Below are 22,637 nucleotides of genomic sequence, written 5' to 3' on the forward strand. Positions count from 1 at the left end.
GGCTCCCCAAACTGGGCTTGAACCAGTGACACATGGATTAACAGTCCATCGCTCTACCAACTGAGCTATTGGGGAATTGCTTTCTTTCGATTGCGTGTTAACCGTCTTGGCTAACGGGGCGGAATATTAAAGACCTGATGGCAAACTGTCAACACTAAAATAAGAAAAAAATGAATTATTCGTTTGTTTGCTCAAATTGCGTTCAGTAACGTTAGTTTGTCATCGCTTCTTGACCGTTTCTTATGCATCAATTTTTAATTGCTTATAAAACCTGATGAAAATGTAGTTATCCACGAAACTTGTGGATAACTATGTTAGTTAAATTGTAAAAACTAGTGACATTATCGTTTTCCTTAGCGTGTAGGTAAGTCAACAACAAAATGAATGTTTTATTTACTTATTTGTTATCAGTAACTTATGAGTTTTTTGTGTTTTTATTAGCACTTTAGGTTGGTTTTTAATCAGTTATATATTTGACTGCATTTACTGTGCATTTCTTTTGCTTTTGATTACAATAGCAATTGTTAAACTTATGTATTATCACTAGGAATTCTCTAAAATTTATTAATGACGTCAATTAAAAAGATAAAAAATAATAAGCAACCGATCAATTTACTCAAAGATCCTGTTGGTAATACTATAAAACGAATGACCATCCCAATGATTTACGGCATGATTTTGTTAATGACTTTTAATTTAGTCGATACATTTTTTGTCAGTATGCTAGGGACACAGCCGTTAGCTGCTATTAGCTTTACTTTTCCTGTTACCTTTACCGTTATTAGTTTGATGATTGGTTTAGGTATAGGTACGTCGGCAGTTATTGCTAAGTTTTTAGGGCGTGATGATCATGAATCGGCAAAAAACTCAGCTACAGCTGCCTTATACATGTCAGCAATTGTCGTTATCATATTGTCATTTATTGGTTATTTATATACAGATGAACTTTTTACTTTGCTTGGTGCAAAGCAATCTTTATTACCTTTAATCCATGAGTACATGGATATATGGTACCTAGGTAGTGTGTGCTTAATTGGCCCTATGATAGGTAATGCTGTACTTCGAGCATCGGGTGATACAAAGACGCCTAGTATCGTGATGGGCAGTTCAGGGTTAATCAATGCTGTGCTTGACCCTATATTTATTTTTGGTTTTGGCCCTATTCCTGCGATGGGAATCGAAGGTGCTGCCATAGCTTCCTTAATTTCTTGGATTGTTGGTTTTTTACTGATATTGATCATTTTAACAAAACAAAAAAACTTAATTCATACGCATTTTATCCCCATGAAACAATTAATGATTTCATGTCGTGGTATATTGAAAATAGGTTTACCTGCTGCAGGTGCTAATATGTTAACACCAATTGCTGCAGCGATTATGACTGCTATTGCTGCGAGTTATGGTGAGTCCGCTGTGGCTGGCTTTGGGGTTGGCTCTCGTATAGAATCTATTGCTTCATTAGTCGTCTTAGCAATGACAATGACTTTGCCACCTTTTATTAGCCAAAATTTTGGTGCAGGTAATATGGAACGTGTTGAACAAGCCTATAAAACGTCTATTAAGTTTATTATATTTTGGCAAATACTGATTTATATGGTCTTAGTAATTGCAGCTCCATTGATTGCATCCGTTTTCGCTAAAGAAAAAGAAGTCGCAGACATTATCGTATTATTTATGTGGATTTTACCTTTAGGTTATGGTCTTCAAGGTGTAGTCATATTAACTAATTCATCGTTTAATGCGCTTCATAAACCGATAACCGCTTTGATATTGAGTATTATAAGGTTATTTATTTGTTATGTACCTTTAGCTTATTTAGGAAGTTATTTGTATGGTTTACATGGTTTTTTTATTGGCGCTTTACTTGGTAACTTAGTGATGGCATTTATTTCTTACCGATTATTCATTAAGCAGTTTAATCATGATGAGTTTATTACTAAGGAACAATTGTCTTGAAAGAAGAATTATTTAAAGAAACAATGGTTAAATCACTGAAATTAGAATCGGATTATATACCCAGTGGTGATCAGCCAACGGCTATTAAACAGTTATTAGAAGGCATTGATTCAGGATTAGCGCATCAAACCTTATTAGGAGTTACTGGCTCGGGTAAAACTTTTACTATTGCGAATGTGATTGAACAGCTTAACCGTCCGACGATGTTATTAGCGCCAAATAAAACTTTAGCGGCTCAACTTTATGGTGAGATGAAAGAATTTTTTCCAAACAATGCTGTGGAATACTTTGTTTCTTATTATGACTATTATCAACCCGAAGCTTATGTGCCAACAACAGACACTTTTATTGAAAAAGATGCTTCGGTTAATGAACATATCGAACAAATGCGCTTGTCGGCAACTAAGGCATTGTTAGAACGTCGTGATGTTATTATTATTGCATCTGTTTCGGCTATCTATGGGTTAGGGGATCCTGATTCATATTTAAGAATGATGTTGCATATAAGTGTTGGTGACATTATTAATCAACGAGATATATTACGTCGACTGGCGGAGTTACAATATAAACGTAATGATCTGGCGTTTGCACGTGCAACTTACCGTGTACGCGGTGATGTCATTGATATTTTTCCAGCTGAATCTGATCGTCTTGCACTGCGGGTTGAATTATTTGATGAAGAAATAGAACGTATTAGTCAGTTTGATCCTTTAACGGGACAAGTAGAGCGAACACTAGCACGTGTTACTGTATACCCTAAAACGCATTATGCAACACCACGCGATAAAATATTATCGGCAGTAGAAAAAATAAAAATAGAGCTAAAAGAGCGCTCTCAGTTTCTTAAAGATAATAACCGTTTAGTAGAAGAGCAACGTATTTCTCAACGTACTCAATTTGATATTGAAATGATGACAGAGCTTGGCTATTGCTCAGGCGTTGAAAACTACTCACGTTATCTGTCTGGTCGTGAAGCAGGAGAAGCACCGCCGACTTTATTTGATTATTTACCTGACGATGGGTTACTTATTATTGATGAATCACATGTTACTGTGCCTCAAATTGGCGCCATGTATAAAGGTGATCGGTCTCGAAAAGAAAATTTAGTAGAATATGGTTTTAGGCTTCCTTCTGCACTTGATAACAGACCGATGAAATTTGAGGAGTTTGAAGCTTTATCACCTCAAACTATTTATGTTTCTGCTACTCCAAGTCATTATGAGATAGAGAAGTCTGCAGGAGAGGTTGCTCAGCAAGTTGTTCGACCAACGGGGTTACTTGATCCACAAATTGAAGTGCGAGACGTAGAAACCCAGGTTGATGATTTACTGTCAGAAATTAATAAACGATTACCATTGAATGAACGCGTGTTAGCAACAACGCTAACTAAACGTATGGCTGAAGATTTAACTGATTATTTAGATGAACACGGTATTAAAACACGGTACTTGCATTCAGATGTTGATACTGTTGAACGTGTTGAAATTATTCGTGACTTTCGCTTAGGTAAATTTGATGTGTTGGTGGGAATTAATTTATTACGTGAAGGCTTAGATATGCCCGAAGTTTCACTTGTTGCGATACTTGATGCGGATAAAGAAGGTTTTTTACGATCAGAGCGTTCGTTAATTCAAACAATTGGCCGAGCAGCACGTAATATTAATGGTAGAGCTATTTTATATGCGAGTAAAGTTACTAAGTCTATGCGTAAAGCGATTGATGAAACCGAACGTCGTAGAGGATTACAACATCAATATAATATCGACAATAATATTACGCCGAAAGGCGTTATCCGTAAAATAACGGATGTAATGGATGTTGGTGATTTCAGTCAATCAAAAGCGTTGGATCAAGTTGCTGAAAAAGTGGCTAACTACCAAGCTTTAACGACGAAAGAAATAGATAAAAAGATTTTAGAGCTTGAAAAAGCTATGTATTCACATGCACAAAACCTTGAATTTGAAAAAGCAGCCGCGACTCGCGATGAAATTGCGAAATTAAGAACTCAACAATTGAACACTTAGTGAATCAAACTATTGGCTCAGGTGTGTTATTGAGTTGTTATTCCTGATTTGTGAAGATAATGTTTAAGAATTTAAGGTTAATATATTTAAGCTTGATTATTAAGTACATTATTTAGGATAAATAATTGAATATTTTCCTATTATCTTTGCGATAGCGAAGCAGTTGCAATTATTTAAATAGCTAATTTCATTAATGACTTTATCTTGCATATCAGCAGGTAGTAGTAATATTTGTTCAAGATAAATATGTGTTTTGGTATCATTATTGCCATTAATAAATTTATTTATATACTGCGTTTGATGTCTGAATTCTTCATTCATACAACATCCTTAATAGCTTAATAGACAAGGTATTAATAAGTGTAGCTTATGATTTACTAACGGTTAGACGTATTTAGTCTTAAAATAACAATAAAGTACTATTGTGGTTATTTTATTGTTATTTAAATTATTTTGCGGACTTCTTTATTACGATAGATTTTATTTACCACAATGCGGGCACTTATTTTCATGGTGCTTCTCTTTTAACATTGTAATGCTACGTTGCAAGTCTTCAGGCTCAATCTCTAACTTTTCTGCTAGTGATTGTAATGTTTTAAAGTCATCGTTGTCGATATAACCATGAGTTAATGCCCCTTTAATGTTGGCGTCTAAACGTTCTTTTCTTCGTCGTAACTCTTCGCCAAAACGTGCAGCTAGCATACCCGCAGGTAATGCTACAAAAACGACACCAACAAGCATGATCAAGGTTGAGATGACTTTACCTAAGGTAGTAATTGGTACGGCATCGCCATAACCTACGGTTGTCATGGTAACCACAGCCCACCAAAAAGATTCAAAAATACTGCCAAAGGTTTCAGGTTGTACTTTTCCCTCGATAGAATAGATTAAACTTGCAGCGATAATAATAAAAAATAACATCACTATCATGACGGCAATAATATTTTTTAACTCTTTTGTGATAACAGTGATAAAAATATCAAACCCTTTAAAATAATGGGTTAATTTTAATAATCGTAATACTCTTATTAAGCGTAAAGTGCGTAAATCTAGAGAAAAGAATAGTGCGATAATGAAAGGTAGAATGGCAATTAAATCAATTAATGCCATAGGCGTGAATATATAGTTAATTCTTGCTTTTAAATTGGTGACCGTTTGATATTCTTCCGCTTCAACGCAACACCATACTCGTAATAAATATTCAAAACAAAAAATTGAAAGCGAAATAGTCTCAAAAAGTATAAATGCATGTTTATACAATAAATAATAGTCAGAATCAGAAGAGGTGATCGCTGCAGCAACGTTGCTTATAATAAGTATAATCAACAGCCAAGTAACGAGTTTTGCAGTAATGCCCGACTTAGTTTCACTTTCAAGTAACTGATATGTCTTAACTCGTAAAATATTTTTATTTGCAGTAGACATATCGTTACTTACTCATGTGACTGTTAGTTTGAATAACGCTGAGTGTAGGCTCTTAGTTATGCTTCATATTCAATAGGATCTATAACATTATTGTCACTGAATGCTTCAAGGCGTTCTTCACAAGCGCCGCATTTCCCACAGGCCTTCTCTCTGCCGTTATAGCAAGTCCATGTATCGCTATAGTCTAGACCCATACTTATCCCATCGCTCAAAATAGCTGATTTATTTACTGTTAAATATGGACTGAAGATTTCAACACTTTCATAATTCGCTATAAGACAAACATCATTCATTTTTTGAACAAATTCTGGTCGACAATCAGGATAAATGGTGTGATCGCCGCTATGTGCACCATAATATACTTGAGCAGCACCTACTGAAACCGCATAACCTACCGCTAACGATAATAAAATCATATTTCGGTTAGGTACCACGGTTGACTTCATATTTTCAGCTTCGTAATGACCTTCAGGAATATCAATATCATCGGTTAAAGAAGAGCCTGCTAATAATTGATTAATAGACGAAATATCAATAACTTTATGTTCAACCCCTAAAGAGGCGCAAACTTTACTGGCACACTCAAGTTCTTTTACATGACGTTGGCCGTAATCAAACGAAAGCGCAAATACTTCTTTGCCGTCTTTTAATGCACGATTCAATACGGTAAATGAATCCATTCCACCAGAATAAATAACCACAACTTTCTCTGTTTTTATTTGTTCTGTGGATAGTTTTTCAGTCATAGTTAAGTCTCTTAAAAATAAATAGGGTATAATCAGTTATGTCCATTTTACTTGAATAAAATCTTAGGCAAAAGCACAAATTAAAATGATTCAATATAAAATTAATGAAATGTTTGAAACAATACAAGGCGAAGGCTCTTTTACTGGTCAGCCGTCAATATTTATTCGTTTACAAGGTTGTCCTGTCGGCTGCTCTTGGTGTGATACAAAGCATACTTGGGAAGTTGAATTAAGTGATGAAGTAACCAAAGAAAAAATGTTAGCTAAATCGCAAGAAACGCCGCAATGGAGTAATCTTTCTGTGACGCAAATTAAAGCATTAGTTACAGAGCAAGGTTACCAGGCTAAACATGTAGTCATTACAGGAGGAGAGCCCTGTATGGTTGATTTAACACCTCTGTGTGATGCTTTTGAATATATTGGCTACAGCACTCAAGTTGAAACTTCAGGTACCTTTGATATTTTAGTGTCAACTAAGTGCTGGGTAACGGTTTCACCTAAAATTAATATGCGTGGTGGTTATCCGATATTATCTAGTGCAATGGCCCGCGCAGATGAAATTAAACACCCTGTTGCAACAGAGCAACATGTCGATGATCTGAAAACATTATTGGCAGAACATGATATTGGCAATACGCCTATATACTTACAACCCATTAGCCAAAAAGATCGAGCAACACAATTGGCAATTGATACTTGTATTGCTAATAATTGGCGTTTATCAATACAGGTGCATAAATATATAGGAATAGAATAGTTATATTGCTGAGCTTTTTAACTTATGTCACGTAAGTATGTTAAATGGGTTAAAAAGCTTAGAAGCAATATTTTTAGCATCATGTTTTGATTTTATTGTGAGGTTACTTTATATAAAACTTTGGAACACGGTTAGATATTCTAGTCAGTAGCTCATAATTGTTGCTTTCAAGGTGTTCGGCGACAGTTTCAATCGTTAAGTTTTCACCCCATAATTCAACACTATCGCCAACCTTAACACCAACAACATTAGTAACATCAATGGTGATCATATCCATTGATACTCTTCCGGCAAGTGTTGCAATCTGTCCATTAATACAAACAGGCGTACCATTTTTCGCGTTTCTAGGATAACCGTCTGCGTACCCTATTGCGACAGTGGCTATTATTGATGGGCGTTTAGCTTGCCATGTTTCGCCATAACCAACAGACTCGCCAACTTTTAATTTTCTCAGCGCCATAATTGTAGATTTTAATGTCATCACCGGTGCTAATTTAACGGGTAAATCATTAACCGGTATTGGTGTTGCGCCATATAAAGCAAGTCCTAACCTATTATAGTCACCATGACTTTTCGGCCAGCTTAAAATACCAGCAGAGTTAGCTAAACTTTTTTTATAACCATGTTTTTCATTTACTTGTTCAAATTGTTGAATCTGTAATTGTGTTTTGGGATTGTCTAACTCATCAGCACTAGAAAAGTGAGTACATAGCACTAAGTTTTCTAATTGCTCTGGTGATAATTGAGTTAAAATACTATCAACATCATTTGGTTTTATACCTAAACGATTCATGCCTGTATCTACTTTTAGCCACAATTTACCAACATATGGTGTAGGAAACTGCTTTAACCAATCCATTTGCTCCGTAGAGTGAAGCATCAACCAAAAGTTTTGTTGTAAGGCTATTGAGAAATCTTGATATGACAAGGCACCTTCAATTACCAAAATAGGTAAGGTTATACCTGCATCGCGCAGTTGAATTGCTTCATCAATAAAAGCAACAGCAAAGGCTGGGACATGTGGGCTTAAGTATTTAGCTATTTCAATGGCACCATGGCCATATGCATTCGCCTTTATTACAGCTATCGTTTCACTTCTTGGTGCGAGGTTAGCAATATGTGTGTAGTTACTTAATAATGCGGGTAAGTTTACAGTGGCGTAAGTTTTTCTAGAATGGTTATTCATACAGTTTATTGATTCAAAGTATTCATCTGATAGGCATGGCCCTTTGCCTCAGTTTACCATGTTTATAAATTTTTGGGAGCATTAGCTAACGATTTAACAAGGAATTTTAGCTATAAATAGTCTTTGTTTAGTTTGATATTTATGGTAACGATGAGGCTTAATTATAGAGTTATTATCGAAACCAATATTACACATATTGGACTTAATCATGTTAGCGTTTTTTATTTCTAAATATTGTTAGGCCTTTACTTTTTATTCATCTGTCTGCACGAGCAAGGATACATACTCTTTGACTGTAATGGGCTTAGAGAACCAATAACCTTGGAAATATTCACAGCCGTTATTTTTTAATTCAAGGTATTGTTTTTCTGTTTCTACTCCTTCTGCGATGACACTGAAGTTATAAAGTTTAGCAATTGATAAAATAACAAGAGACATGCCAATTAGTGGTGATGTGTTTTCCATATCGCCACTAACAAAGCTTCTATCTATTTTTAAATTATTGAGTGGGAATTTTTTTAGTTGGTTAAAGGATGTGTAGCCAGTACCAAAATCATCGAGTGATAGCTTAAATCCGATTCTTCTTAAATAAATAAGGGTGTCGATTGCTTGCAAGTCACTTTCTACTAAGCTGGTCTCAGTAATTTCAAGCTCAATAATTGTTGGGTCGAGATTATATTGGTTAAGGATTTTTTTAATACGCGGAATAAAGTCTTTATTATGAAGTTGTTTAGAGGAGATATTGATTGAATAAAATTCAATACTGGGAATTCTTAACATATCAGTGTTAGCAATTATTTTAAATGATTCATTAAGTACCCAATAATCGATTTGTTGAATTAATCCCGTGCTTTCAGCGATTGGAATAAATTTATCTGGACCATACTCTTTGAGTTCCTTCCTATCACATCTAAGCAATAATTCAGCACCAACAATATTATTTTTGTTATGACGAAAAATAGGCATAAATACCATATGAAATTCGTTGTTATTCAGTGCTTTTGTTAGTTCTTGTGCTATATGTTTTTGCTCCTTAAATTGCTTGCTAATAGATTCATCAAAGACTTGTATACTATTATCTCCAAGCTGTTTTGCTTGTTTTAATGTTATATCCACGTTATCGATAATATTTTGAAATTTCCCTTTAAATCTATTGGCTCTAACAATCGCGATAGATGCAGAAATTTTAATGGGATTTTTAGCTATAATAGTTAATTCATTAACAGCTAGTTTTAATCTGTTAATGAAGGGCAATATATCAAACTCTTCAGGTAGGTTGGTTAAGCCTATCGCAAAGGAATCTCCTGAATATCGAGCAAAATAATAGGATTCGGCCGTCGTAAGTGTTATATCTTTTTCTATTATAGTGGATAATTTTTTAGAAAGTTGCTGAATTAATTCATCTCCCGTATCAAAACCTAAGGTGTCATTAATAATACGAAATTTATCAATATCTAAATTGATAGAAGTAATGCTCTTAATATCAGTGTTTAAATGACATTCATCTAGCCATTTATTATAGGAATGACGATTAGCTAAACCGGTCAAAGGATCTTTTTTGGCTTCTTCACCTACGGCGTCTTTTTGCTTTCTTGAATAATAAGCTGAATAAGCGGTAAAAATAATAGTTAAAATAAAAGACGTTAATAATTTGGCCGCTTTAAATGTTTCTTCATGTAATGTGGTTAATGCTAAATAAAATAATATCGAGGGAATAGCTATTAATAGAGCTGTTCTAATGGATGTAAGAAAAAACAGCCCAGTAATGGCTGGAAAGGCATAAACAATTCCATGTAATCCCATATAATAACAGGCAAATGCTATGGTTAAAAACATGGAGAAAATCATGCTGAATTTACAAAGAGTGCTAATGGTATTATCTTTAACTTTCAGAAGACTGGTTGCAAAAACAATTAACGTAAATAATAGGCTACTAGCTAAAACATAATTTTGATTCAGATAATGTACGGTAGCAAATATGGTGAGGGGAATAATGCAAAGTAAAAGGAATATTTTTGAGTGACGATTGTATAATACCAACACTTGCTGAGACATTTAAAATAAATCCTTTTGAAAATAAAGAACATACAAGAGTAATTAAGATTATAGTGTGGCAATCATTTTCAATGCAAGCTTTTTGTGCTTTAAAGTAGGGTGGTTGAGGCGAAAATTGTTAGGTTAATCAATAAGACAAAGAAATATTATCCTAGTTTTATTGGGTTAATCTACCATGATGACTGATAAAAAAATATTTCCACTATTCTTGATAATAAGTCGATGAATCTTATGATAAGTACCAAAGAACAACCAATTGAAAGTTAAATTTTAAATTATTTTGGGGAGACATGATTGTGAATATAATGTTATCGATTAATTGAATGTTTATAAAATATAATTTTAATATAAAGGAACCTTAATAAGCTGATCAAAAGTCAGTTTTTACATGATATACTCAAGCAATTCCTTTTTGTTTACAGATAAATATTCATGCTACCTCGTATTGATCATCAAACACACCTTTCTCCTCTTTACGATAATTTTGTTCGTGCGTTAAAAGCTAAAAACTTCACGGGTGATATTAGTGCCAAATATAGTGCACGTCTTGCTGTTGCAACTGATAATAGTATATATCAGCAATTGCCCCAGTTAGTTATTAACCCCCGCACACAACAAGATATTATCTTATTGGCTAAAACGGCAAGTGAAGATAATTATAGCGATATAAAATTTAGTGCTAGAGGTGGTGGTACAGGAACCAATGGACAAAGTTTAACACCGGGTATCATTGTTGATTTATCTAAATATATTAATAAAGTATTAGAAATAAATATTGAAGAACGCTGGGTGAAAGTAGAGGCGGGTGTAGTAAAAGATCAATTAAATGATTATTTACGTCCACATGGTTTTTTCTTTGCACCCGATTTATCAACAAGTAACCGTGCCACTATCGGTGGAATGATTAATACTGATGCTTCTGGCCAAGGCTCATTAGTGTATGGTAAAACGTCTGATCATGTTTTAGCTTTAACTTCTGTGCTAGCAAATGGCGATGTACTTAATACTGAACCTATGACGATCACCCAAGCACAAGCGTTGGCAAAAGAAGAAACTAGTCATGGCAGAATAGTTCAACAGGTTCTCGCGTCTAGTGTTGATAACCGCGAGCTTATTCTGAAAAAATTCCCCCGTTTAAATCGATTTTTAACCGGTTATGATTTGGAAAATGTATTACAAGCTCAAGGTAGTGAAAATGAGGAACTGAATACATTTGATTTAAGCAGAATAATAACTGGCTCAGAGGGCTCATTAGCTTTTGTTTGTCAGGCTAAACTTAATATTACTCCTATTAGCCCCGCTAAAACGTTAATTAATATTAAATATGATAGTTTTGATTCTGCATTACGTCATTCACCTTTTTTAGTGAAGGCAAAAGCGACTTCAGTAGAGACTATCGACAGTAAAGTGTTAAACCTAGCTAAACAAGATATTGTTTGGCACAGCGTAAGTGACTTAATTACTGACGTGCCTAACAAAGTCATGGATGGTATTAATATTGTTGAATTTAATGGGACAAGCGTTGAAGACTTAGCTGAGCAGGTTGCCATTTTAACAGCTGGTTTAGATGAAACAATTGCCAATGAAGAAAATGGTAGTGCTTGTGGAGTGATTGGCTATCAAGTCACCTCTGATTTAAGTAGTATCAATAAGCTTTATGCTATGCGTAAAAAAGCGGTAGGACTTTTAGGTAATACAGATGGTAGGCAAAAACCGTTAGCTTTTGCAGAAGATACTGCGGTACCGCCTGAAAACTTAGCTGATTTCATTAGTGAATTTAGAGCGTTGCTTGATAGTTATAACTTGCATTACGGTATGTTTGGTCATGTAGATGCAGGTGTTTTACATGTACGTCCGGCACTTGATATGTGTGACCCAGAGCAAGAAAAGTTACTGAGAACTTTGTCTGACAAGGTGGTAGAATTAACGGCTAAATATGGCGGGTTAATGTGGGGGGAACATGGTAAAGGCTATCGTAGTGAATATGGCCCTGAGTTTTTTGGCGAGGAATTATTCGCTGAATTAAGGAAAATCAAAGCCGCATTTGATCCACTCAATAAAATGAATCCAGGTAAGATATGTACCCCGATTGATTCAAGCGAACAATTAGTCAGTGTTGATGATACTAAACGTGGTTTTTTTGATCGACAGATTCCTATTACGGTAAAAGATTCATATAGTGCTGCCTTAGATTGCAATGGTAACGGTTTATGTTTTAACTACGATGTTAATAGTCCTATGTGTCCATCAAGCAAGGTAACTAAGGACAGACGTCACTCACCTAAAGGCCGTGCTGGTTTAATGCGTGAATGGTTAAGGTTACTAGAGAAGCAAGGTGTTGATATATTAGCACTAGAAACACAAGTAAATCATTGGTCAGTTAAAAGATTACTAGACACGACTATTACTAAATTCAAGCTTACTTTTTTTGAAAAAGAAGAGAATAAAAATGACTTCTCTCATGAAGTTATGGAAGCAATGCAAGGGTGTTTAGCGTGTAAGGCTTGTGCTAGCCAGTGTCCAATAAAGGTTGATGTGCCAGATTTTAGAAGCAGGTTTATCAACATTTATCACTCACGCTATCCTAGACCACTAAAAGATCATCTTGTCGCTAATGTAGAAATATTAGCACCATTAATGGCTAAAGTGCCAAAGTTGATGAATAGTATTTTAAGTTTGAATGCTTATGATAAGTTATCTGAAAAAACTATTGGTTACGTGAACACTCCATTATTAAGTGTTCCTACATTAAAAAAACAGGTCAAAAAAGCGGGTTATTCAGGGTTTGATTTAAATAAATTACAAGGTTTAACGAACCTACAACGTAAGGGTTACGTATTAATTGTACAAGATCCCTTTACATCTTTCTATGACGCTAAAACTGTCGAAAGTATGATGGCGTTAATAAAAGCGTTAGGTTTAGAGCCTATTTTATTACCGTTTAAACCAAACGGTAAGGCGCAACATGTGAAAGGGTTTTTAGCTCGCTTTGCCAAAACAGCTCAATCATCGAGTGATTTTTTAAATCAATTAACTCAACTGAATATACCCATGTTAGGTATGGATGCGTCAATGGTGCTCTGTTATCGCGATGAATACGCAAAAATTTTGGGTGATAAACGCGGTGACTTTAAAGTATTGCTCGCCCATGAATGGCTGTTGTCGTTTATTGAACAAGATGAAAAATTCAAAAGCATTGCAGGTAAAAATCAGCAAGCGTTCAAATTATTTACTCACTGTACTGAGAAGACCGCTTTAGTGAATAGTGAAAATGAATGGACAAATATTTTTAACCATTTTGGTTTGAATTTAGAAAAAGTGACTGTTGGATGTTGTGGTATGGCCGGTACCTATGGACATGAAAAGTCTAATTTAGATAACTCTAAAGAATTATTTAATCTAAGTTGGCAGCCTAAGTTAGCTGAGTTAGAGCAAACACAAATTTTGGCTACAGGTTTTTCTTGTCGGTCACAGGTGAAACGTTTAACAGCACTCAAAGCAAAACATCCTGTAGAGGCGTTATTAGCTAAATTACAATAACAAAACACTAAATAACCATTTTATTTGAGGCAACTATGTCAGATAAAAAACTTATTTTATTATTGAAAATATCTATTTGTATTGGTTTGTGCTTGTTAATTTTAGGTATATATTTACATAATTATAGTGATTATATGGAGTCTTTAGGCGTTACAGGCATCATTATTAGTGCGGTCTGTATTGCGTTGGGTTTAGTTTTTTCTTTGCCGACAAAAATGTATTTAACTTTTATACTTGTTAAGCGAGAAACAGAAGATCCTCCCCAAAATCATAAATTGAAATAAAGCCAACTTTTATAAAAAACCACCTTCGATAGACGGTGGTTTTTTTATGTCTGAATCTTGATCTATATCAAGCCCTAAGCTTAACTATGATATTAAAGTACACATTATAATTTGATTTTAATTATAGATTATCGAGTACGATATGAGCCTAACAACACTTCACAAACAACAAAAAAAATATGAGCGTAATACTTTTATTTTTCTGACTATTTTCCTTGCTCCCATTTTATCTGTTTGCATCGTTGCCGGTTTTGGCTTTGCCATATGGATAAGCCAAATGTTTATTTTTGGTCCTCCTGGATCTTAATACCTTGTCTACTTCAACATCAAAAGCCAATAAACGTGTTGATAATCCAGCGAGAAGGCGACTTTTACGTGGTCGGATACACACAAAACAAGTATTACGTTTGCCTTGGGTAGTGAATGAATCTGTATTTACTTCGGGTTGCACACAGTGTCAAGACTGTATAAATAGTTGTGAAACCAAGATCATTACTAAAGATGAAGAGGGTTTTCCAACCGTAGATTTTAGTTTAGGTGAATGTTCTTTTTGTAATAAGTGTATTGATGCTTGTGAGCAACCGCTTTTCTCTGGCGATTTTATTGATAATGAAAATACCAAGGATAAGATTGCTCAAAATAACAAACCTTGGCCAGTTAACATAGATATTAGTGATAAGTGTTTAGCTAAGAATAGCATTTATTGTCAAAGTTGCCGTGAGGAGTGTGAAACGAGTGCTATTAAATTTCATTACCTTAATTCCAGTATTCCTGAGCCAAGTATAAATGATGTTGATTGTACTCAATGTGGTGCTTGCATCAGTAAATGTCCACAAGATGCTATTTCCTTTATATTCGAGCCAAAAGCAAACTAATCTTTAGCTGTATTTACATTAAACAAGCGGTATTTAAAAAATTATATGACGAAAAATAATGAAAGTAGAACAGATGAATATCATGTGGCAAGTTTCGTCGCTTATCCTATTTTTGAGCAGTTAATCGAGGTGCAAAAAGCAATAACAAGGGTAGATGGTACTGAAATTCATGCAACCAGTGCAGAAGGTAAAATTGTTTTTACAATAGAGGGGCATAGTTATAAGGATATTGGCAACAAAATGGATACGATAAGAAATCATAAAGGCGTTATTAATTTATCACCTGTTTATCATCAGATTTTAGATGAAAGTACTGATAGTGAAAATAATTAAAGCAGCATAACAACGATAAAATTGAATGAAACATTTTAAAACGACATTAAATAAAGTGGGGAAGGTGACAAAATGATTAATCGCCGAGAATTTATTAAAGCCAACGCTATTGCCGCAGCGGCTGCTGTTGCAGGGGTGTCTGTGCCTTCTTTAGCATCAAACTTAATTACAAGTTCAGATATTACTAAACTCAAATGGGACAAAGCACCTTGTCGATTTTGTGGTACAGGTTGCAGTGTAAATGTAGGGGTCATGGATGGTAAAGTTGTTGCCACTCATGGCGATATTAAGTCTCCTGTCAATAAAGGCCTTAACTGTGTTAAAGGCTACTTTCTATCTAAAATTATGTATGGGAAAGATAGGCTGACTCAACCATTATTACGCATGACTAATGGTAAGTACGATAAACAAGGCGAGTTTGCACCAGTATCATGGGATAAAGCATTCGATGTGATGGCTGAAAAAGCAAAAGCAACATTGAATAAAAGTGGTCCTGAAGCTGTTGGTATGTTTGGCTCAGGTCAATGGACAGTGCAAGAAGGTTACGCTGCGGTAAAATTAATGAAAGCAGGGTTTCGTACTAATAATATTGATCCTAATGCACGTCATTGTATGGCTTCTGCCGTTGGTGGTTTTATGCGAACTTTTGGCATTGATGAGCCTATGGGATGTTATGACGATTTAGAAGCCGCGGATGCGTTTGTCTTATGGGGTTCAAATATGGCTGAAATGCATCCTATTTTATGGACGCGTTTAACGGATCGTCGTTTAAGTGCGCCTCATGTAAAAGTGGCAGTATTATCAACTTTTGAGCACAGAAGCTTCGATTTAGCGGATAACGGGATGGTTTTCACACCACAAACTGATTTAGCTATTTTGAATTTTATTGCTAACTATATTATTCAAACTGATCGCGTGAATAAAGACTTTGTTAATAAACATACTAATTTCAGATTAGGTGAAACAGATATTGGCTATGGTTTACGCCCTGAACATCCGTTAGAGCAAGTGGCGAAAAATAATGGTAAAACAGCAGGTAGCTCTACCGAAATAGATTTTGATACTTATGCTAAATTTGTTAGCACATATACGGCTGAATATACCGCTAAATTATCAGGGGTACCAGTACATAAACTTGAAGCATTAGCTGAACTTTATGCCGATCCTAAAATTAAAGTCACTTCTTTTTGGACTATGGGATTTAATCAGCATACACGCGGTGTCTGGGCGAACAACCTCGCTTATAATATTCACTTATTAACAGGGAAAATTTCAACACCAGGTAATAGTCCGTTTTCATTAACAGGCCAACCTTCAGCGTGTGGTACTGCACGTGAAGTTGGTACTTTTTCGCATCGTTTACCTGCTGACTTGGTTGTTACTAACCCTAAACATCGGGCTACAGCCGAAAAAATATGGAATTTACCTTCGGGTACTGTGCCGGCTAAACCAGGGTATCACGCTGCATTGCAAAACCGCATGTTAAAAGACGGTAAGTTAAATTTTTACTGGGTACAATGTAATAATAATATGCAGGCTGCAGCTAATATTAATGAAGAAGCTTATCCTGGTTACCGTAATCCCGAAAACTTTATTGTTGTCTCTGACCCTTACCCCACAGTAACAGCACAAGCTGCAGATCTAATTTTACCTACAGCCATGTGGGTAGAAAAAGAGGGCGTTTATGGTAATGCTGAACGTCGTACGCAATCTTGGTATCAAATGGTGGAAGCGCCAACAGGGGCTAAATCTGATCTATGGCAATTAGTTGAATTTTCAAAACGCTTCAAAGTTGAAGATGTTTGGCCTGAAGAGCTAATTGCTAAGAAACCAGACGTTCGTGGTAAAACATTATTTGATGTGCTTTATAAAGATGCTTCTGTAGGTAATTTCTCATTGGATGAAATACCAAAAGATCGGTTAAATCATGAATCTCGTGATTTCGGTTTTTATATCCAAAAAGGTTTATTTGAAGAATATGCCAGTTTTGGTCGCGGTCATGGACATGATTTAGCACCGTACGACAGATATCATCAAGAACGTGGTTTACGTTGGCCAGTAGTGAATGGTAAAGAAACACAATGGCGTTTCAAGGAAGGCTCAGATCCTTATGTTAAACCAGGCAGTGGCTGGGATTTCTATGGTCACAAAGATGGTCGGGCGATTATTTTCGCTTTACCTTATGAGCCACCAGCAGAGTCACCAGACGATGAATATGATTTATGGTTATCAACTGGTCGTGTATTAGAACATTGGCATTCTGGCTCAATGACTCAACGAGTACCAGAGCTTTACAAATCTATGCCTGATGCGCTTGTTTACATGCACCCTGATGATGCTAAAGCTCGTAATATGCGTCGTGGTGATTTAGTAAAACTGATTTCTCGACGCGGTGAAGTACAAACTCGCGTTGAAACCAGAGGCCGTAATAAACCTCCTATTGGTTTAGTATATATGCCTTGGTTTGATGCAAGCCGTTTAGTCAATAAAGTTACGCTAGATGCAACTGACCCGTTGTCAAAACAAACGGATTATAAAAAATGCGCAATAAAAATAGTGAAAGTTTAGGAGCGTGATATGAAAAATTTAAATATTAAATCAGCTATTACTAACCTTTTAGCTGTTTCTTTACTGACAGTGATTTCTATTAGCTTTACGGTGGTTGCTGGAGATAAATCAGAAATAAATACAGTGGCAACGCTACGTGATCATACTGAAATTGACACGCAAAAAGAACCAAATAGAATTTATAAGGTGGTTAATAAGGATATAAAACAAGGTCGGAATTATCCTATGCAGCCACCTATTATTCCACATACTATTCGTGGTTATGAAGTAAATAGAAATAACAATAAATGTATGTCTTGTCATTCTCGTCATCGTACTGAAAAGTCTCAAGCACCTATGGTAAGCGTGACACATTATATGGATCGTGACGGTAACTTTTTAGCCGATGTATCGCCACGTCGTTATTTTTGTAACCAGTGCCATGTGATTCAATTAGATGCTGAACCATTAATAGAAAATAGCTTTATTGATATGAATAGTTTAATGAAGAGTAAAACTGTTAATACCGATCAGCATTAGGAGCTATTATGAAAAATATACTATTAATTGGTTGGCGAACATTAACAAAACCTAGTGCTTATTATAGCCTTGGTGTTTTAGTCATTGGTGGTTTTATTGCCGGTATCATTTTTTGGGGTGGTTTTAATACTGCTTTAGAGGCAACTAATACAGAAGAATTTTGTATTTCATGTCATGAAATGGAAAATAATGTTTATGAAGAGCTAAAAACAACCATCCACTTTACAAACCGTTCAGGTGTTCGGGCTACTTGCCCTGATTGTCATGTGCCTCACAAGTGGACAGATAAAATAGCACGTAAAATGCAAGCATCGAAAGAAGTATGGGGCACTATTTTTGGCACCATTAATACACGTGAAAAATTCTTAGATCACCGCAAACGGTTAGCTCAAAATGAATGGACACGCTTAAAAGCTAATGACTCTTTAGAATGTCGTAATTGTCATAATTTTGATTATATGGATTTTACTGAGCAAAGTGAACGTGCTGCTTATCAACATTCAACTGCATTAGCTGCCGGTGAAAAAACGTGTATTGATTGTCATAAAGGTATTGCACATCAATTACCAGATATGAAAGATGTGGAAGGTTGGTAGTATATTGTAAAAATGATTGTGAATTGTTATTAATGCATTTTTATTAATTTAATACTTAGCAAATATTAATCAATTAAAGCCAGTGCAGGTCACTGGTTTTTTTATATCCTCATTTTTTAACATTAATAGCGTTAAATCATGTTTATTTCTTACTTCAACGCCTCTTTAAACTAAATAAAAGCAGTTTATCCTACATAATCATAGACTCATATCATCTTAAGGTGGCATGGTTATAGAGTTTAATGTAAAATTGACCTCATTTTTTAAGTCTATTTATTGAACGGCAATTTTGCCTTTTCACAAAGGCTGTTTTAGTCCCGTTTTAGAGGAAATCATGAGTTTAGACACCACCACCATAGATGATATTGTCGTTCAGGCAGAAAAGGCGATTAGTGAAGCAATCGATCCTAATGCACTAGATCAAGTGCGCGTTAACTTTTTAGGTAAAAAAGGTTTATTTACAGAGCAAATGAAAGGCTTAGGTAAACTACCTAAAGAAGAAAAGCCTAAAATGGGTCAAGTAATAAACATTGCCAAGCAAAAAGTACAAAAATTATTAACTGAGCGAGGGGAATTATTACGTGCAGAAGAAATTTCTCAAAAGCTTGCCGCAGAATCTATTGATGTAACCCTACCTGGACGAGGCCCACAACTTGGTGGTTTGCATCCTGTTACTCGTACTATCAATCGTATTGAAAGCTTTTTTGGTGATTTAGGTTTTGAAGTTAAAGCTGGGCCTGAAGTTGAAGATGATTATCATAACTTTGATGCATTAAATATTCCTGAGCATCATCCTGCCCGTCAAGATCATGATACTTTTTATTTCAATCCTAAATTAGTGCTACGTACGCAGACTTCAGGTGTTCAAATTCGTACGATGGAGGTCGAAAAGCCACCATTACGTATTATTTCTCCGGGTAAAGTATATCGTAACGATTATGATCAAACGCATACGCCAATGTTTCATCAAGTCGAAGGCTTAATGGTTGATAAAGATGTTAGCTTTACTCACCTTAAAGGGATTTTGCATGACTTCTTACACCATTTCTTTGAAGAAGAAGTGGAAATTCGTTTCCGACCATCATATTTCCCATTTACTGAACCTTCAGCTGAAGTAGACATTATGGGTAAAAATGGTAAATGGTTAGAAGTACTTGGATGCGGAATGGTACATCCTAATGTGCTTAAAAGTGTCGGTATAGATCCTGAAGTTTACACCGGCTTTGCATTTGGTATGGGCGTTGAACGCTTAACAATGCTTCGTTATGGCGTAAATGATTTACGTGCATTCTTTGAAAACGATCTTCGCTTCTTAAAACAGTTCAAGTAGGAAACCCCAAATGAAATTTAGTGAATCTTGGTTACGTGAGTGGGTAAATCCTGCACTTTCATCTGATGAATTAGCTCATCAAATTACTATGGCTGGTCTTGAAGTAGACGGAGTCGATCCTGTTGCGGGCGAATTTACCAATGTTATTATTGGTGAAGTGGTTGAATGCGGACCGCACCCTGATGCAGATAAACTGCAAGTAACAAAAATAAGCCTTGGCGACTATAGCTCTACTACCGTAGAAAAAGGTGAATTGGTTAGTATTGTTTGTGGTGCTAAAAATTGCCGCACCGGTCTTAAAGTTGCGGTTGCGACCGTTGGTGCAGTATTACCGGGTAATTTTAAAATTAAAAAGGCTAAATTACGTGGCGTACCTTCATTTGGTATGTTGTGTAGCGAATCTGAAATAGGTTTAAGTGATAGCTCTGATGGTATTATGGAGCTAGCGCAAGATGCTCCTGTAGGTACCTGTTTACGCGAATATTTAGATCTAGACGATGTTACTATCGATGTTGATTTAACGGCTAACCGTGGCGACTGCTTAGGCATAAAAGGCTTAGCTCGCGAAGTTGGCGTGCTTAATTCAAAAGAAGTTACTGAAGTTGAAATTAATGCTGTTACGCCAACAATTGATGATGCTCTTGATATTACAATTGAAGAAGGTGCTGCATGTCCTCGTTATTTAGGTCGTGTGATTAAAGGCATTAACCCTGCAGCACAAACACCATTATGGATGGTAGAAAAATTACGTCGTTGTGGAACACGTTCAATTGACCCTGTCGTTGATGTAACTAATTATGTGTTGTTAGAACTTGGGCATCCTATGCATGCTTTTGATTTAGCAAAGATTGACGGCGGCTTAAAAGTACGCTTTGCTAATAAAGCAGAAAAATTAACATTATTAGATGAAAATGAAGTAACACTTAAAGAAAAAACGTTGGTTATAGCTGATAGTGCTGCTGATAGTAAAGCATTAGCAATCGCTGGTATTTTTGGCGGTCTTAATTCTGGTGTCACTACACAAACAACTGATATTTTCTTAGAAAGTGCATTTTTTGCTCCACTTGCTATTTTAGGCAAAGCTCGCCAATACGGTTTACATACTGATGCATCACATCGCTATGAACGTGGAATAGACCCGACATTACAAAATGATGCGATGGAACGTGCTACACAATTGTTATTAGATATTGTTGGTGGTCAGGCAGGGCCTATTGTTGAAGCGAAATCAGACAGTCACATCCCGCAAACTAAACATGTTTCTTTAAGACGTACAAAGTTAGATAGTCGTATTGGCCATCATATTGAAGACGCTAAAGTAACTGAAATTTTAACTCGTCTTGGCTTTACTGTAAGTGTTGAAGGCGAGGGCAGTGCAACACAATGGCAAGTTGTTGTGCCTGCTTACCGTTTTGATATAAAAATCGAAGTAGATTTAATTGAAGAAGTTGCTCGTATTTATGGCTATAACAATATTCCTAATATTGCACCAAAAGCTAGTTTAAAAATGGTCAATAAAAAAGAAGCGAATATTGATTTAGCCAAATTAAAAAATACATTAGTGAATCGTGATTACCAAGAAGCGATAACATACAGTTTTGTTGATCCTAAAGTACAATCGTTAATTCATCCTGATCAAGAAGTGATGACTCTACCTCATCCAATATCGTCTGAAATGTCGGTTATGCGTTTGAGCTTATGGACAGGCTTATTGCAATCGGTTGCTTATAATCAAAACCGTCAGCAAAGTAGAGTACGTTTATTTGAAGCAGGTCTACGTTTTGTACCTGATGAAAGTGCTGAAAACGGTGTTCGTCAACAACATATGATTGCTGGTGTTATTAGTGGTAATTGTGCAGATGAACATTGGAGTGTAGAGAAAGCGGCTACAGATTTCTATGATATAAAAGGTGATGTTGAAGCTCTGCTTTCACTCACGTGCGATGCTACATCATATGAGTTTTCTAAAGCAGAAATTAGTGCACTACATCCAGGGCAAACTGCTGAAATCACTAAAAATGGTCAATTAGTTGGTTATGTTGGTGCTTTACATCCTGAATTAGAACGAAAATTAGGATTGAATGGCCGTACATTAATTTTTGAATTATTATTACCTGAAATTTTAGCTCAAAAAATACCTGAAGCCTGTGATATATCTCGCTTTCCGGCCAATAGACGTGACCTTGCTGTTGTAGTGAAAGACGATATTGATGCAAAAAAAGTGTTACAACTTATTGAAAAGGTTGGCGGAAGTCTTCTAATTGATCTAAACTTATTTGATGTATACAAAGGTCAAGGTATAGACGATGGTTTTAAAAGTCTTGCCATTGCCTTAGTATTACAAGATACAAACAAAACGCTTGAAGATAAAGACATCACAGATGTTATTGATCGAGTCGTTGATTCTTTACAAACAGAGTTGAAAGCATCACTGAGGGACTAA

Annotated in this window: 18 protein-coding genes and 1 tRNA gene; 13 read left to right on the forward strand and 6 right to left on the reverse strand. The window is 35.6% G+C overall.

Annotated elements, in window-relative coordinates; translation table 11 throughout:
- Positions 1 to 2: 2 nt before the first annotated feature.
- Positions 3 to 75 (reverse strand) — tRNA-Asn (locus Q4496_RS16495).
- Between the two features lie 492 nt (positions 76 to 567).
- Here Q4496_RS16495 and Q4496_RS16500 point away from each other — a divergent pair.
- Together Q4496_RS16500 and uvrB are read left to right on the forward strand one after the other, a co-directional pair.
- Entirely contained in the window at positions 568 to 1,956 is a 1,389-nt protein-coding gene (locus Q4496_RS16500; RefSeq protein WP_215972869.1) for an MATE family efflux transporter, read from the forward strand.
- Between the two features lie 23 nt (positions 1,957 to 1,979).
- Positions 1,980 to 3,980: an excinuclease ABC subunit UvrB gene (gene uvrB / locus Q4496_RS16505; RefSeq protein WP_215972890.1), complete on the forward strand. Its 2,001-nt coding sequence runs from the start codon at positions 1,980 to 1,982 to the stop codon at positions 3,978 to 3,980.
- A gap of 108 nt (positions 3,981 to 4,088) precedes the next feature.
- On the opposite strand, the gene Q4496_RS16510 is transcribed toward uvrB, so the two are convergent.
- From Q4496_RS16510 to queC, 3 genes are all read right to left on the reverse strand, one after another.
- Entirely contained in the window at positions 4,089 to 4,301 is a 213-nt protein-coding gene (locus Q4496_RS16510; protein WP_215972868.1) for a hypothetical protein, read from the reverse strand.
- A gap of 159 nt (positions 4,302 to 4,460) precedes the next feature.
- Positions 4,461 to 5,405 (reverse strand): ion transporter, encoded by a 945-nt coding sequence (locus Q4496_RS16515; RefSeq protein ID WP_303603067.1) that lies wholly within the window; start codon positions 5,403 to 5,405, stop codon positions 4,461 to 4,463.
- Positions 5,406 to 5,461: 56 nt separating this feature from the next.
- On the reverse strand, positions 5,462 to 6,151 hold the full coding sequence (queC, locus tag Q4496_RS16520) for a 7-cyano-7-deazaguanine synthase QueC (RefSeq protein WP_215972866.1): 690 nt from the start codon (positions 6,149 to 6,151) through the stop codon (positions 5,462 to 5,464).
- Positions 6,152 to 6,236: 85 nt separating this feature from the next.
- On the opposite strand from queC, the gene queE reads away from it, so the two are divergent.
- Positions 6,237 to 6,908 carry a 7-carboxy-7-deazaguanine synthase QueE gene (gene queE / locus Q4496_RS16525; RefSeq protein ID WP_303610850.1) on the forward strand — a complete coding sequence of 224 codons (672 nt, stop codon included), beginning with the start codon at positions 6,237 to 6,239 and terminating at the stop codon, positions 6,906 to 6,908.
- 103 nt (positions 6,909 to 7,011) lie between these two features.
- Here queE and alr read toward each other — a convergent pair whose 3' ends face one another.
- Positions 7,012 to 8,094 carry an alanine racemase gene (gene alr, locus Q4496_RS16530; protein WP_215972864.1) on the reverse strand — a complete coding sequence of 361 codons (1,083 nt, stop codon included), beginning with the start codon at positions 8,092 to 8,094 and terminating at the stop codon, positions 7,012 to 7,014.
- Positions 8,095 to 8,346: 252 nt separating this feature from the next.
- Positions 8,347 to 10,149 carry a bifunctional diguanylate cyclase/phosphodiesterase gene (locus tag Q4496_RS16535; RefSeq protein WP_303555889.1) on the reverse strand — a complete coding sequence of 601 codons (1,803 nt, stop codon included), beginning with the start codon at positions 10,147 to 10,149 and terminating at the stop codon, positions 8,347 to 8,349.
- A 432-nt stretch (positions 10,150 to 10,581) separates the two neighbouring features.
- On the opposite strand from Q4496_RS16535, the gene Q4496_RS16540 reads away from it, so the two are divergent.
- The 10 genes from Q4496_RS16540 (at position 10,582) to pheT (ending at position 22,637) form a co-directional block, all read left to right on the forward strand.
- Positions 10,582 to 13,689 (forward strand): FAD-binding and (Fe-S)-binding domain-containing protein, encoded by a 3,108-nt coding sequence (locus Q4496_RS16540; RefSeq protein WP_303610851.1) that lies wholly within the window; start codon positions 10,582 to 10,584, stop codon positions 13,687 to 13,689.
- A gap of 35 nt (positions 13,690 to 13,724) precedes the next feature.
- A complete protein-coding gene (locus Q4496_RS16545; RefSeq protein ID WP_215972861.1) occupies positions 13,725 to 13,973 on the forward strand; it encodes a hypothetical protein in 249 nt (82 codons plus the stop codon).
- A 142-nt stretch (positions 13,974 to 14,115) separates the two neighbouring features.
- Complete coding sequence (gene napE, locus Q4496_RS16550) at positions 14,116 to 14,280, forward strand: periplasmic nitrate reductase, NapE protein (protein WP_215972860.1); 165 nt, start codon at positions 14,116 to 14,118, stop codon at positions 14,278 to 14,280.
- Between the two features lie 4 nt (positions 14,281 to 14,284).
- Positions 14,285 to 14,848, forward strand: coding sequence for a ferredoxin-type protein NapF (gene napF / locus Q4496_RS16555; RefSeq protein WP_215972859.1), 564 nt, complete (start codon positions 14,285 to 14,287; stop codon positions 14,846 to 14,848).
- 45 nt (positions 14,849 to 14,893) lie between these two features.
- Entirely contained in the window at positions 14,894 to 15,181 is a 288-nt protein-coding gene (locus Q4496_RS16560; RefSeq protein ID WP_215972858.1) for a chaperone NapD, read from the forward strand.
- Between the two features lie 72 nt (positions 15,182 to 15,253).
- Positions 15,254 to 17,749 carry a nitrate reductase catalytic subunit NapA gene (gene napA, locus Q4496_RS16565; protein ID WP_215972857.1) on the forward strand — a complete coding sequence of 832 codons (2,496 nt, stop codon included), beginning with the start codon at positions 15,254 to 15,256 and terminating at the stop codon, positions 17,747 to 17,749.
- Positions 17,750 to 17,758: 9 nt separating this feature from the next.
- Positions 17,759 to 18,268 carry a nitrate reductase cytochrome c-type subunit gene (locus tag Q4496_RS16570; protein WP_303610852.1) on the forward strand — a complete coding sequence of 170 codons (510 nt, stop codon included), beginning with the start codon at positions 17,759 to 17,761 and terminating at the stop codon, positions 18,266 to 18,268.
- Between the two features lie 8 nt (positions 18,269 to 18,276).
- Positions 18,277 to 18,864: a cytochrome c3 family protein gene (locus Q4496_RS16575; RefSeq protein WP_215972855.1), complete on the forward strand. Its 588-nt coding sequence runs from the start codon at positions 18,277 to 18,279 to the stop codon at positions 18,862 to 18,864.
- Between the two features lie 334 nt (positions 18,865 to 19,198).
- On the forward strand, positions 19,199 to 20,194 hold the full coding sequence (gene pheS, locus Q4496_RS16580; protein WP_215972854.1) for a phenylalanine--tRNA ligase subunit alpha: 996 nt from the start codon (positions 19,199 to 19,201) through the stop codon (positions 20,192 to 20,194).
- A 10-nt stretch (positions 20,195 to 20,204) separates the two neighbouring features.
- On the forward strand, positions 20,205 to 22,637 hold the full coding sequence (gene pheT / locus Q4496_RS16585) for a phenylalanine--tRNA ligase subunit beta (protein ID WP_303610853.1): 2,433 nt from the start codon (positions 20,205 to 20,207) through the stop codon (positions 22,635 to 22,637).

It is taken from the genome of Colwellia sp. 5_MG-2023 (assembly GCF_030547795.1).
Classification (GTDB): Bacteria; Pseudomonadota; Gammaproteobacteria; order Enterobacterales; family Alteromonadaceae; genus Colwellia.